We start from the raw sequence: 14,621 nt of genomic DNA, 5'->3' as shown, positions 1-14,621 counted from the left end.
GCTGACTCAGCTTATCTTTTTAGGCAATTCGCCCGGTTTGCGGATTTTTGCCGCATTCATAATCCATGCCGGATTACACACTTTTTCCCCGGATATGGGGGTTACGTCCCCTTCGCCATAGATATCGTGATAATGCCGATAAAGATAATCGCATACCTTCTCATACGCGCACTTCTTGCAGCTTCTGGTTTTAATTCTATCCTTGAATACATAGAATCGGCTGATTGCGGCTGTACACACGGCCTTGAAACCGTATTGGGCAACAAAAGTAAGGTACGGTATTTTTAGAATGCCGGGTATCAGGCAAAGCCAAGTGACCAAAATACCTTTTCTGATCCGGAAGCTTGTGAAATTATCCCATTCGTCCGGATCAAAGGTCATTTGATCCATGTTAGTCACATATTGCTCATAGCCGGGAAGAAAGCAAAAGGGCATGTACCTTACATTAAAATGCGGGAGCTCGGCTTCGCACGATTGGATCGCTTTAATGATCTCTCTGCCGGCATCCGCGTAATTGACATACACTTCCTTCACAATATCGATATTCTTTGCCTGCAGGACCGGATTGAACATCACAAAATTGATGTTATCGACTTTCTTTCTAATCAGCAGCTGCATGATTTCAGTCAGATGCATAAAATTCGTTTTGCACACCACTGTGTTAGTACGCACCCTCAAACCCAACGCATTGGCGTGATCGATCGCTTCCAGAATGTGGTCAAAACTGCGCGGGACTTTGGTTAGATCATCATGAGTCGACGCATCATGACCATGAACACTAAACAAAATGTCATCGATGCCTGCAGTGGCGAGACTGGCAATGTAATCCCGCTTAGCTAATCGAATGCCGTTAGTAATCAGGCAGACGATGGAAAAGCCGAGTTCTTTCTTGGCATATGTGATCAATTCGGGTAGATCCTTGCGCAGCGTCACTTCTCCGCCGGTAAACTCTATCTCTTGTATTCCAAGCATTTTTGCTTGTTTGAGCTGTTTTTTCGCTTGCTCTGTAGTCAGCGTGTTTTCATTGGATTTCGTGATGACGGAATCGTAGTAATAGCAGAAGGGGCATTTAGCATTGCATGCATAGCCTAAATTAATCTCGACTTTTTTCGTGTGGTAAAGCACGGCTAGTGATTCCTCTGTTTTAAAATTAAAAGTAATGGATCGAATTGAGCTGAACAGCAACGCAATCCACATCTCAGAGGCTCTTTTAAGTTACTGATGCATCAGATTTCAGGTTTTTTCCCTGAACCGGATATTATTTTTATGGCTGAGATTATATTCAATTCTCAGCCATAAAAATTATCCAAATTGAGAATTCATGTTAATCAATAAGATAACATAACATTTTATCTGAATGATAGTGCGATAGAATGCTCAGCAACGAAGGGAAGAAAACCGGATCGTCCCCGTCTTTTAAATAAAGGAGCTTTTTTATGGTTGCATTGGTCCGGTGGGGTATATTAAGCGCGGGACGAATGGCTGGTCGTTTTGCTGTTGATCTCAGGAAGACTCCGGGTACGGAAATTGTTGCTGTGGCTGCACGATCAGTCCAGCGAGCGGAAGCATTTGCGTTGAAGCATCGAATTCCCCGCGCGCATGGTTCATATGAAGCGTTGGCAAAAGATCCAGACATTGACGTTATCTACGTCGCTACAACTCATAATTTCCACAAGAGCCATACGCTTCTATGTCTGGAAAATGGAAAACATGTGCTATGTGAGAAACCATTTGCACTGAACGCGATAGAAGCGCGCCAAATGATTGCTTGTGCAGGCGAGAAACGGCTTTTTCTTATGGAAGCCATGTGGTCGAGATTTAATCCTACTTATAAACGGGCGATGCAGTGGATCAAGGAGGGATTGATCGGGGAAGTCCGGATGCTCAGCGCCGACCTTGGATTTCGGGCAACCTGGGAACCTGAGCATAGATTGTTTAATCCTGAGCTTGCTGGCGGGTCAATACTGGATGTCGGGGTTTATCCGATTGCTTTGGCATCGCATCTTTTCGGTTCCAGACCTGCGGAAATTCAAGCGGCAGCATCTCTCGGTGCAACCGGTGTCGACGAGCAGGCCGGTATCATGCTGCAATACCCACAAGGGCAGCTTGCTTTGCTATCCAGCGCCATTCAAACACGCACACCGCATAATGCTTTTATTATGGGTACCCGAGGAATGATTTGGATGCCAATGTTCTGGCGTGCCCGCTTGGCTGTTCTCTGGCGTTCAAGAAAATTCCCTCGCATCGTTTGGGGTAGAGTGGGATATCAATACGAAGCTGCTGAAGTCAATCAATGCATTCGGGAAGGTAAGGTGGAAAGCCCAACAGTGACTCTTGCCGAATCGCTGGCTTTGATGGAAACGATGGATCAGATCAGGGAGAAAATTGGTTTGCAATACCCTGGCGAATGATTGCAGGTAAATACAATTCGACGACCTCCTCTATCGGACTGGGTGCATGATGCAATGCACCCTGATTATTAACTGATTGTCATCGTCGCGTCACATTAACTGGTTATCCTATAAAGTATCCAATTTATGAAATGGGGCCGGGATTATGCTGGATGTGGATGCAATACTGAAAGACTATTTTCAGCATGTGAATGAGATCAATGATAAACCACTGATGAAAGCCGCTTCTTCAATACTGAAGAGACTGTTGCATCAGGAAGAGATCAATCGTTTTATTGCTACACACCGGCATTTGGAAGGATTGGAGTTTAACGATGCGGTGCTGGAGCATTTTAATTTTTCGTTTCAGGTATCCAGCAAGGATCGTGCGCGTATTCCGGATCAACGCCGGGTGTTGATCGTTGCCAATCATCCGCTGGGTTCTTTAGATGGACTGGCGCTGTTGAAGTTGGTATCGGAGATTCGTACCGATGTAAAAATCATTGCAACGACCTTGCTAAATTGCATTGATCCGCTGCAAAGCTTGTTTCTGTCCGTGGATAATTTGTCTCAATCCACCACTCATCGCGATAGCATGGGTCAGATCATCGAGGCTTTGGAATCTGAGCAGGCGGTGATCTTGTTTCCAACCGGAGAAGTGTCGCGCATTTCTCCGCTGGGGGTTCGTGATGGCAGATGGAACACCGTATTTTTGTCTTTAGCCAGGAAAACCAAGGCACCCATTGTGCCAGTGCATATCGGTGGGAAGAATTCCACTCTTTTTTACGGCCTATCCAGCATTTACAAACCCCTCGGGACGATGATGCTGGTCAATGAGATGTTCAATAAAAAAGGTGGTGAGATTTTGTTCCGTATCGGCAAGCCGATTCCTTGGGAATCGATTGCGGCGATGAATTTGTCCAAGAAAGCGGCGGCAAAGCTGATGCGCAAACAAGTCTATTGGCTCGGGAAAAAGAAGAAAAAGGAATTATTCAAGCCGGTCGAAAATATCATCCATCCTGTCCGCACCAAATTGATCCGGAAGGAGTTGAAAGCATCGCAACTGATTGGCAAAACTCAGGATGGTAAACATATTTATTTGTTTGATTACATGCCTAACTCCAGCGTGATGCGGGAAATCGGGCGATTGCGTGAGTTATCGTTCCGCCAGGTACAGGAAGGTACCGGCAATGCGTTGGATATCGATAGTTATGACCGTTATTACCGCCACTTGATCCTGTGGGATGAAGACGAACTAGAAATCATTGGCTCTTATCGCATCGGTGAAGCGGCGCAGATTCTTAAAGCGCAGGGCGAAACCGGGTTGTATACGCATAGCCTGTTTGAATTTAACCCGATTTTAATGCCTTATCTCGAACAGGCGATCGAGTTAGGGCGCAGTTTCATCCAACCCAGATATCAGGGAAAACGCAGTCTGGATTATCTCTGGTACGGCGTTGGCGCTTATCTGTATCAGCATCCGGAGATTCGCTATCTGGTTGGACCGGTTTCGATGAGTATCGCTCTACCGCAGCCTGCGCAAAAAATGATTGCCAGTTTCTATACAGAGCTTTTTGGCAATGATAAGCAGCTTGCACTGCCCAGGCTGTCATTTGAATTTGATACGGTAGTTGATTTTGCGCCATTCAGACAGGTTGCAAACGAAGTGGAATATAAGCAGGCATATGTAAGGTTCAAAGAGAAAATGGACGCACTCGGGGTGAAAATTCCGGTTTTGTATAAACAGTATGTGGAGCTGTGCGAGCCGGGCGGTTGCGAGTTTCTGGGGTTTAATATCGACCCGAAATTTTCAAATTGTGTGGATGCCCTAATTCTGATGCATATTGATGCCATTAAGCAAAAGAAACATCAGCGCTATATCGAAAGCCATGCCGGAGTTGTGCAAAATCTTCATTCTGCCTGATCCTGCACAAGCCTCTTATTGAATAAAGCTTCTTGAGCATAGACCGGATCATGGATTCATTAAGTTCCGGAATATGAATGTAGCCATTACAGTTGATGTTTTTAGCAAGATAAGCACCGGCATTATTGTTGATTAAAGATCGTAGCTACTGCAAATAGATTTGATCAAATGTACCGCCATCGGAGAAATGAGTTTTGTGTGTCGACTTCCAGTCGCCAAAGGCATTATTAATATTGAACAATTCTATTTTGGGAAACTGTGCTGCATATTTTTCAGCGACTCTGGCATCGGTGGGCCTGAAAAAATGCTTGGCAGCGATTTCTTGCCCTGCATCTGAATAGAGGTATTGGAGATAGGCTTCGGCAGCATCCCGTGTACCTTTTTTATCGACAATTTTGTCAATTAATGCCACAGTGGGTTCAGCGAGAATACTCAGAGAGGGGATGACAATTTCAAATTTTTCCGCGCCGTATTCTTTCAGTACTTGAAAAGCTTCATTTTCCCAGGAGATCAAAACGTCTCCGGTTTCACGTTCTACAAACGAAGCGGTGGAACCCCGTGTGCTGGAATCCAATACTGCAACATTCCGATAAATAGTGCTGACGAAATCTTTCGCTTTATCTTCGCCATAGTGTCTTTTGCCATATTCCCAAGCTGCCAGATAGTTCCATTGCGCTCCCCCGGATGTTTTTGGGTTTGGTGTAATAATCGATACATCAGGATGTGCCAGGTCTGCCCAATCCTTAATTCCCTTCGGATTACCTTTGCGTACCAGAAAAATGATGGTCGACGTAAAGGGTGTACTGTTATAACTTAGGCGTTTTTGCCAATCTTCCGGTAATAACTGGGTTTTTTCTGCGATTGCGTTGATATCATTGGCTAAAGCCAAAGATACGATATCCGCTTCCAATCCTTCAATAACGGAGCGGGCTTGTTTGCCGGAACCGCCGTGAGATTGCTTGATCGTGATGGTTTCATTGGTTTTTGCTTGCCAGTGCCGAGCAAATGCCTGATTAAATTCTTGATATAACTCCCGAGTCGGATCGTAAGAAACATTGAGTAAGATTTTTTCTGCCAATGCGATATTACTGATCAGAAAGCCCGCTGCCAAGAAACTTATGGTTAGCCGTGTTTTGATGTTCATGATTGTTCCTCACACACAAATTGCAAAAATTTATAACAGATTGACTCAGGGTATTTGCCGGTATTGCTGTTAGATATCGGTTAAAAAGTGACCAGCTGTGCTGGTAGAAAAAGACCGGACTAAATAAGTGCGTAGCATACTATGCAGCTGTGGGTAAGTCGATCAGACTGGTATGGATTTTCTTTCCATCCTGTTGTAGGTATATCGGTATCGGATTAAGCACAAAAAATAATCGAGTTTTTTATAAACGGAAGTATTTAAAGAATTTCGTGATTATAGGGCCTGGTGTAAATTCCAGGCCCTATACATCAGCAAATAAAACTTAACAGTTTGTTATGTCGTTAAATTCATTTTGCTGTTGTATCAATCGCAAAAACATTCCCTGTAATGACAATTTACTGAGAATCCCCTTGCTTACTGCCATCATAGAGGCTTGGTGGATATTGGCCTGGCTTCGGATCACCGCATCCGGCTAAAAAGAATGCAAAAATAGTAGCAGCAATTAATAGAGAGTATTTCATGTTAATTATCTCCTATAAAATTAAAGACCTATGATATATGAGTTAAGTGAAACAGCTCCTCGGCCATTCAAAAATAAAACGAGAAAGACCGCTTTCTTAATACCAGAATCGAATAGCCTTGTCCAGAAAAATTTATAAGAATGAAAGCATCAGCCTGGCAAAAATCTGCTTCTCATTCATCTGCACGGAGCAGGACGTGAAAAATGCTGGGTTATTTTATTCTTAATGAGTGCATTAACTCAGCAGATGGGGCTGTAATATCTTGGTTACAGGGATAGCTGGTCACGCTGCAACAAAAATACAAACTCGTCTCCTGCACTGGTTTCCAACCAAGTAAACGGCAATTCTGGGAAAGCCTGTTCCAATGCTTCCCGGTTATGCCCGATCTCAACTACCAGGATTCCGTCGTCAGTCAAATACCGGACAGCATGTTGCAGAATCTGGCGCGTTGCATCCAGGCCGTCTGTACCACTGGCAAGCGCATTTTCCGGCTCATACCGATATTCCTGAGGTAATTGCGCCATTGATGCAGCGTTGACGTAGGGCGGATTGCTGATAATCAGGTCGTAGCGCTTTTCCTGCAACGCTGAGAACAGATTGGATTCAATTAGAGTGATTCGCTCTTGCAATCCGTAATCCTGTACATTTTTGTGCGCTACGGCCAGTGCCTGAGCGGAAATGTCGGCAGCATCAAGCGCGGCATTGGGGAAACTATGCGCCATTAAAATCGCGAGACAGCCAGAGCCGGTGCAGAGGTCAAGTGCGGTGGCAACAGCATCGGGATCCATGATCCATGGAGATAGTTGTGTTGGTAATAATTCAGCAATGAAAGAACGAGGAATGATGACGCGCTCATCGACATAAAAACTGTATTCCCCAAGCCAGGCTTCATGCATCAAATAAGCTGCTGGAATTCTGTCTTTGACACGGGAGTCGATTATTTTCAGGACGTGTTTGCATTCATCTGCCGTGACACGTGCATCCAAAAACGGTTCCAGCTGATCCAGTGGCAAATATAGGCTTTTCAGAATAAGATACGCCGCTTCATCATACGCATTCGCCGATCCATGGCCAAAATGCAGACCGCTTTTGTTGAATTGACTGACTGCGAAGCGTAATAAATCGCGGATGGTTTGCAGTTGCGATTGAGCTTGGGTAATCATGAGTAGTAAGAGTTAAGTAGTCATGTTGAAACAACGAGAATGGTGAATACTATGGATTGAGGGCTGCAATGTAGCATAAAAAAGGTGATGTGAAGGAACCACACTGGTTAATTATTTTGAATGCACTCGATTGAAGAATACCGATACAGATAATTATTTCATGCAAGCCGCTCTGGAGCTGGCGCTGCAAGCACAAGAATGCGGTGAAGTGCCGGTGGGCGCGGTAGTTGTGCAGCACGGCGTCATAGTCGGGCGTGGTTATAATCGCCCGATCTCTACCGCCGATCCCAGTGCGCATGCTGAAATCATGGCAATGCGCGATGCCGGTGGCCATATGGCCAATTACCGTTTGTTGGATTGTGTGCTGTATGTCACACTGGAGCCGTGTGTCATGTGCATCGGCGCAATTTTTCACGCGCGGATCCAGCGTCTGGTCTACGCTGCCGCAGACCCCAAAACCGGTGCTTGCGGCAGTGTTTTGGATTTACCTGCGGAAACACGATTGAATCATCATTTATTGGTCGATGCCGGAATCATGGCACCTGAAGCCGGTACATTGCTAAGGCAGTTTTTTGCACAAAGACGTCATGCAGCGCAACGGAATGTACATGAAAATTAATATTTATATTGCTCGGCAACAAATGGATTTAAGGGATGAGCAGGGACAAATTACCCACCAATACCTGATCTCCTCGGCCAAGAACGGCACAGGTCAAGAAAATGGCAGTTTCTGCACACCGCTGGGGAGACATATTATTCGCGCCAAGATTGGTGCTAACCAGCCTGTTAATACGGTTTTTATTAGGCGGCGTCCAACCGGTGAAGTTTATTCACCGAAACTCGCAGCGCAATTTCCTAAACGCGATTGGATTTTGACGCGTATTTTGTGGTTATCCGGCTGTGAGCCGGGTTTTAACCGCTTCGGTTCGGTGGATACCATGCGCCGTTATATCTACATACATGGCACACCGGATAGCGTGGAGATGGGCAAGCCCGGATCCATCGGATGTATCCGCATGCGCAATAGTGATTTGGTGGGATTGTTTGATCAAGTCAGCGCGGGAACCCAGGTTGAGATAATTGCATAGAGAATAAATTGATTTTCCCTTAACATTCGGGATAAGCTATTGGCAATTGGGAGGAAAAATGGAATCTCGATTGATCCTGAAAAGATTCGGATTTGCTCGCTGCATTTTTTTATTAATCAGTTTGCTTGTGTTTTCCACTCGGGTTGTTGCGGATGAATGGATCTACACCGTGAAGACGGGAGACAATCTCTGGAATATTTCCGAGCAGCACTTGATTAGTACGCGGTATGTAGCTCGTTTGCAGCAACTCAATAAAATATCCGATGCCTATACCATTCCTCCCGGCACAAAAATCAAGATACCCGTTGCGTGGTCAAAAGTACAAACGAGTGGGGTGAACGCTCAAGTGATTTATGTGCGCGGCCGCATACTGATAAAACGTGCAAACGCTGCGGAGATTCCCGCTGAAACAGGAATGCAGCTAAACGAAGGTGATGAAGTTCGTAGCGAGAACGACTCTTTTGCCATCCTCAAATTCTTGGATAATTCACGGCTTCAGTTGCAAGAAAACAGCCAGATTCGTATCCGCAAAATGAATGTACTCGGCGGTTATGGGGCAGCAGATACGCTTATTCAATTGCAACAAGGTCGAACCGAGAATGCCGTGCGCCAAGAAAAACCAGGAATCGGTACCCGCTTTAGAATTAAAACACCTTCTGCCATCAGCTCCGTGAGAGGCACTGATTTTCGTGTCGGAATAACACCCGATGATGAGCGTACGAGCAGTGAGGTGTTATCCGGTCTGGTGCAAGTTGAGGGTGAAAAAAACAAAATTGCGGTATCAGCGGGTTTGGGAGTGATCACAGCACTCGGAGGGCTGCCGACGGCACCCGTAAAACTTTTGCCTGCACCTGATTTGAGTAATACCGCTGTACTTTATGAACGTTTACCCCTGGTGATTGCATTGGATCCGCTTGCAGGTGCCGTCACTTATCGCGCTCAAATCGCCAGTGATCAAAATTTCCACAATCTGTGGATTGAGTTTACTACAAACAAACTGCCTTTCCGTGACGGCGATATCCCGGACGGTGATTACTGGCTGCGGGTTCGAGGCATTGATGCTGCCGGTATTGAGGGGCATGATGCCACGATAGCCTTCACGTTGAATGCTCGCCCGGAGCCGCCTTTTATCATTGCGCCATTACCCGAGGGTGTGATCGATCCGTTTTCGCGCGAGTTCCAATGGTCGATTCAGCCGGAAGCAGCACACTACCATATTATGATTAGTCAAGACTCCGGTTTTGCTACATTTATTGTTGATAACAAAGCGATTACGGGCAATACTTTCCGACTGGCTGATTCTTTGGCGCCAGGGTATTATTTCTGGCGTATTGCATCAGTCTCGGCAGCTGAAGGCATCGGACCGTTTACAGATGTCATGTCATTCCGTATGCCCTTTCCAGGGCCCACGATGGAGGCTACAAAATTCGATAAAACTCGAATGACGTTTGTATGGCAAGCTGGTGGCAAGGATCAAAGTTTTCATTTTCAACTCGCGCACGATGAAACGTTTAATCAAATTTTATACGATGAAAAAACTCCGGCAACTCAATTGACAGTGGCACGACCTGATGGGGGGCGGTATTTTTTGCGTACCAAAACGATCGAAGCCGATGGGTTTGAAGGACCATGGGGGCCACCACAAATAATCGACATTCCTTACGCTAATCCCTATTGGTTGTTGTTACCATTTGCACCGCTGATTGATCTTCTTTTATGATGCAGTGGGTAGACCACGCGTTTCGCAACACATTTTTTTTGCGTGCGATCCTGTTGATAACAGGCGTAGGGTTATTGTCCTTTTTTGCGGTTTTGGAACGTATTGATGCAGTTATATACGATCAACTTTCTACCATACAGCATTATCCCCCCGATGATGATATCGTCATTGTTGCCATTGATGAGGAAAGCATAAAGGCGCTAGGGCGTTGGCCTTGGTCAAGAAGTGTGCATGCCAAATTAATCAAGCGATTAGAAAGTATTGATAACCCTGCGGTCGCATTTGATCTGATATTCTCGGAACCACAAACTAACAATCCTGATGCGGATCATTCCCTGGCGTCGGCTATCGCGTCCCATGGTAAAGTCATTCTCCCCATTGTCCCGGTAGATGATAAGAATAGAGATTACGTTTACCTGGTCGAACCCCTTCCTATGTATCGCCAACATGCTAAGCTGGGTCATGTTGATATCGAGCTGGATAGCGATGGTATAGCGCGGCGGATTTTCTTAAAAGCTGGAATCGAGGAACCCGAATGGCCTGCATTTGCGCTTGTACTGGCTGCTTCGATTAACCAAAATACAATATCGATCAATAGCTTTTCTGATGACGATATCAAATTCTGGGGCCGCTGGGTGCGTTCCCAGGAGGTGCTGATTCCTTATATTGGAAAATCCGGAAGCTTTCAGCACGTTTCTTACGCCCAGGTATTATCGGATGACCAAATTTTAGCCGGCCTCAGGAACAAATTTATTCTGGTTGGAATGACGGCAGCCGGTATCGGAACGCGATTTGCAACGCCTGTTTCTCCGATTGACCGGCAGCCGATGAGTGGTGTTGAGTGGCACGCCAATGTTCTCTCCATGCTGCTTCATGGTCGCGCAATACTTCCGATTCCTAATTATTCAATTAGCTTGATTTCTATGGCGTGGGTATTTGCTATTGTATTTATGCTCGGTATTTTTCAGCGAAACATCACCATACCCTTACTGCTTGCATTGATAAGTTGCGGTTTGTGTGCGATATGGATTGTATTGCGGTTTTTGCATATCTGGCTTCCACCCGGCGCAGCGTTGACTGGAACTATAGCGATTTATCCTTTGCTGAATTGGCAACGCATCAATGAATTCATGCAATTGCTTTTTGTGGCTAAAGCAGGCTCAAATGCCGCCCTGGAGTCTGTAGGGGATGGTGTTATAACCACTGATACGCATAATCATATTATTTATATGAATAAAGGTGCCGAGAGAATCCTTGGAGTAACTCTCAATCAAGCTCAAGGGGTCTCGTTACTCAAGCTTATGCATCTTAGCAAGATGCAGGATAGTACTGCCTTTACGGAGTTTATAGATTTAGAAATTCCCATACCCGCACCCTGCATGGGCACAATCCAGTGCTATTTAAAGACTCCTGGCGGAGAGAAGCGTGCCGTGCGGATTACCCGCCATATGCTGCGTGATGAGCATGAAGCATTGATGGGGTTCTTATTTGCATTGGCTGATATCACCGATACCGTTGAATTGACAAAGCAAGTGGCCTATCAAGCCAGTTACGATACATTGACCAACTTGCCAAACCGTGTATTACTGCTAACGCGATTTAAAGAAATGGCATCATTGCCGCAGAAATACGGAAAAATTATTACTGTATTTTTTGTGAGTCTGGATAATTTTAAAAAAATTAATGATGCATTGGGCCATCGCGCCGGTGACGAGTTGCTAAAAATGGCATCACAGCGACTTAGCTCCATAATTTCGAATAATAGTTTCCTGGCCCGTTGGGGAGGAGATGAGTTTGTTCTTTTATTTAGTGATTTACAAGATAAAGAGGCAGCTGCGCAAAGAGCTCAAGAAGCTTTGGGCTTGATCGAACATCAATTTCTTCTGTACGGTCAGGAGGTTTTTGTGACCGTGAGCATTGGTATCAGTTTCTTTTCTGGAGAGGGAGAAGGCAATGAGACCGTTCTGGAGCGAGCCGGCACTGCCATGCGCCGCGTTAAAAGTGAGGGCGGCAACAGTTTCGGGTTTTACTCAGCGGAATCTTCTATCGCCTGGACGCGAGATAGACTTAAATTTGAGAAAGAGTTGCGACTTGCCTTAAATGAGGGTCATTTACAAGTGCTATACCAGCCTATTGTTGATGTCCGTCAGCAAGACATCGTGCGTATGGAGGCGCTGGTTCGTTGGCCTCATCCGACGCGAGGATACTTGTCACCTGGTGACTTTATTCCATTAGCTGAAAGTGTGGGGTTAATGGAGCAGTTAGGAAAAGAAGTGTTAAAGACCGCGTGTATCGCGGCGCATAAGCTTATGCAGATCGACAAACCCATTCATGTATCGGTCAATGTGCATCCGCGTCAATTGCTGCACGGAAATTTTCTGCCTGCGCTTTCCCGGGTTTTGACTGAGACTAGGTTACCCGCTACTTCACTGATTCTCGAGATTACTGAGAGTGCTGTCGTAAGCGATATGGCACAAGCTTCGGTGATATTGCAGAAAATTAAAGCGCTGGGCGCTCTCATTGCACTGGATGATTTTGGTACCGGTTATTCTTCGCTTACGTTATTGCGTGAATTACCAATCGATATTCTGAAAATCGATAAATCCTTTATTCGCGCACTTGATCAAAATATCAACGATTTAACTATTACGCAGGCGATCATAGGTCTGGGAGTTAACCTAGGACTTATGATAGTCGCTGAAGGCGTTGAGTCCGATCGGCAGGCTCGGATTTTGCTGGAGAATCACTGTCATTTACAGCAGGGGTACTTTTTTAGCCGCCCGGTGCCTTACGAATCAATTCTACAATTGATCAATGAAGCGGATTTGTCGAGCTTAGCCTCGATAAAGCGATTATGCGCTGTTGTGAATTTGAAATAATCTTATTCATAGCATTGAAAGAATTTTTTAGAGCTGTTCCATATAGTGCCAGAAATAGTAGCTTTGTTTTTAATAATGGATCGCTGAGCAACAAAATTTATGTTCTCCGTGATCGTGATAAAATCCCTTTCCCGGTTCCGGATTAAAATAACGCCCGAATTTACCCACTTCCCGTCATGAAAAACAATTACCTTGAAAGAATACTGACCGCGCAGGTTTATGATGTGGCCATCGAGAGCCCGCTGGAGCTTGTCGCCAATTTATCCGCGCGCCTTCATAATCAGGTGTTGTTGAAACGGGAAGACTTGCAGCAGGTTTTCTCTTTTAAGTTGCGCGGCGCGTATAACAAGATGATCAAACTATCGCCTGCAGTGCGCAATCGTGGCGTGATTGCCGCTTCCGCCGGTAATCATGCGCAAGGGGTGGCATTGGCTGCCAGGAAACTCAATTGTTCTGCAACCATCGTAATGCCGGTGACGACGCCGCAAATCAAAGTGCATGCGGTCATGGCTTTAGGCGCTGCGGTGGCATTGCATGGTGATTCTTATCATGATGCGTATGACCATGCGATGCAACTGGCCAAAGAAGAGCAAGCCACATTTGTTCACCCCTATGATGACCCGGATGTTATAGCCGGACAGGGAACGATCGGTATGGAAATTCTGCGCCAGCATACGGGCGCGATTCATGCCATTTTTGTGCCGATTGGCGGAGGCGGTTTGATCGCTGGAATTGCCGCGTATGTGAAACGTTTGTATCCAAAAATCAGGATCATCGGCGTTGAGCCGGTAGATGCTGATGCCATGTACCGTTCATTGCAGAGCGGCCGTCGTGTCAAATTGGCACAGGTAGGACTGTTTGCGGATGGCGTGGCAGTGCGGCATGTGGGTAAGGAAACTTTTCGTCTATGCCGCGAACTGGTTGACGAGATAATATTGGTTGATACCGATGCCATCTGTGCGGCGATCAAGGATGTATTCGAAGATACCCGTACGATTATGGAGCCATCCGGCGCGCTGTCGATTGCCGGTATCAAGGCCTATGCCGCACGGGAAAAAATTACGCATAAAACTATGGTGGCGATCGCATCCGGCGCCAATATGAATTTTGACCGTCTGCGACATATTTCCGAACGTGCGGAAATTGGTGAGCAGCGTGAAGCGGTTATGTCCGTGACAATTCCGGAGCAGCCCGGTAGTTTCAAGAAGTTCTGTAATTTGCTCGGAGCCAAAAGTATTACCGAATTTAATTACCGCTATGCCGATCCGAAAGTGGCGCATATTTTTGTCGGCGTATCGGTACGTAATCAAGAAGAAACTCGGAAGCTGATCGGTGAATTGAAGCAAAGCGGTTTGGCGACCGAAGATCTGAGCGCCAATGAAATGGCCAAACTGCATATCCGGCACTTGGTCGGAGGGCGTGCGCGCGAAGTGAAGAACGAGATTCTATACCGTTTCGAATTTCCCGATCGTCCCGGCGCACTGATGAATTTCCTGAACAGCATGAGCCATAATTGGAACATCAGCTTGTTCCATTACCGTAATCATGGTGCCGACTATGGCCGCGTGCTGATCGGCATTCAGGTACCTCCCGAAGAAAAAACCGACTTCAAGACTTTTCTGGATCAATTGGGCTATCGTTATTGGGACGAAACCAGAAATCCGGCGTATAAACTATTTCTCGCCTAGTGCTGCACGATGCGGCCCGGACATTCGCCGAATACTACTGTTTGTGGAATTTCGTAGCGTTAGGCGGTGCCTGAAAATTCGCTAATTACTAGAATGGATCCCAT

Annotated in this window: 11 protein-coding genes; 7 read left to right on the top strand and 4 right to left on the bottom strand. The window is 46.0% G+C overall.

From position 1 onward, the window contains the following. Positions 1-6: 6 nt before the first annotated feature. A complete protein-coding gene (locus tag CPG39_RS08810; protein WP_172424101.1) occupies positions 7-1,125 on the bottom strand; it encodes a radical SAM protein in 1,119 nt (372 codons plus the stop codon). 311 nt (positions 1,126-1,436) lie between these two features. Between CPG39_RS08810 and CPG39_RS08805 the strand changes: the two genes are divergently transcribed. Beyond that, positions 1,437-2,411 (top strand): Gfo/Idh/MocA family protein, encoded by a 975-nt coding sequence (locus tag CPG39_RS08805; protein ID WP_096292954.1) that lies wholly within the window; start codon positions 1,437-1,439, stop codon positions 2,409-2,411. Between the two features lie 145 nt (positions 2,412-2,556). Next, entirely contained in the window at positions 2,557-4,314 is a 1,758-nt protein-coding gene (locus tag CPG39_RS08800; RefSeq protein WP_096292953.1) for a GNAT family N-acyltransferase, read from the top strand. A 145-nt stretch (positions 4,315-4,459) separates the two neighbouring features. Here CPG39_RS08800 and CPG39_RS08795 read toward each other — a convergent pair whose 3' ends face one another. The 3 genes from CPG39_RS08795 to prmB form a co-directional block, all read right to left on the bottom strand. Further along, positions 4,460-5,458: a sulfate ABC transporter substrate-binding protein gene (locus CPG39_RS08795; protein ID WP_096292952.1), complete on the bottom strand. Its 999-nt coding sequence runs from the start codon at positions 5,456-5,458 to the stop codon at positions 4,460-4,462. Positions 5,459-5,853: 395 nt separating this feature from the next. Continuing rightward, the gene (locus CPG39_RS14895) at positions 5,854-5,979 is read right to left on the bottom strand and encodes a hypothetical protein (RefSeq protein ID WP_269457618.1); all 126 of its coding nucleotides are present in this window, start codon (positions 5,977-5,979) and stop codon (positions 5,854-5,856) included. Positions 5,980-6,245: 266 nt separating this feature from the next. Then, complete coding sequence (prmB, locus tag CPG39_RS08790) at positions 6,246-7,142, bottom strand: 50S ribosomal protein L3 N(5)-glutamine methyltransferase (protein ID WP_096292951.1); 897 nt, start codon at positions 7,140-7,142, stop codon at positions 6,246-6,248. 160 nt (positions 7,143-7,302) lie between these two features. Here prmB and tadA point away from each other — a divergent pair, with 160 nt between their 5' ends. The 5 genes from tadA (at position 7,303) to ilvA (ending at position 14,517) form a co-directional block, all read left to right on the top strand. Next, positions 7,303-7,761: a tRNA adenosine(34) deaminase TadA gene (tadA, locus tag CPG39_RS08785; protein WP_096292950.1), complete on the top strand. Its 459-nt coding sequence runs from the start codon at positions 7,303-7,305 to the stop codon at positions 7,759-7,761. Then, complete coding sequence (locus CPG39_RS08780) at positions 7,751-8,230, top strand: L,D-transpeptidase (RefSeq protein ID WP_096292949.1); 480 nt, start codon at positions 7,751-7,753, stop codon at positions 8,228-8,230. The genes tadA and CPG39_RS08780 overlap by 11 nt, the downstream gene beginning before the upstream one ends. Before the next feature lie 58 nt (positions 8,231-8,288). Next, positions 8,289-9,950, top strand: coding sequence for a FecR domain-containing protein (locus CPG39_RS08775; protein WP_096292948.1), 1,662 nt, complete (start codon positions 8,289-8,291; stop codon positions 9,948-9,950). After that, complete coding sequence (locus tag CPG39_RS08770; protein WP_096292947.1) at positions 9,947-12,829, top strand: EAL domain-containing protein; 2,883 nt, start codon at positions 9,947-9,949, stop codon at positions 12,827-12,829. The genes CPG39_RS08775 and CPG39_RS08770 overlap by 4 nt, the downstream gene beginning before the upstream one ends. Positions 12,830-13,005: 176 nt before the next feature. Beyond that, positions 13,006-14,517: a threonine ammonia-lyase, biosynthetic gene (gene ilvA, locus CPG39_RS08765; protein ID WP_096292946.1), complete on the top strand. Its 1,512-nt coding sequence runs from the start codon at positions 13,006-13,008 to the stop codon at positions 14,515-14,517. The last annotated feature ends 104 nt before the right edge of the window (positions 14,518-14,621 follow it).

This window comes from Nitrosomonas ureae (genome assembly GCF_900206265.1).
Lineage (GTDB): Bacteria > Pseudomonadota > Gammaproteobacteria > Burkholderiales > Nitrosomonadaceae > Nitrosomonas > Nitrosomonas ureae_C.
This window is presented reverse-complemented; position numbering and strand designations above follow the sequence as displayed.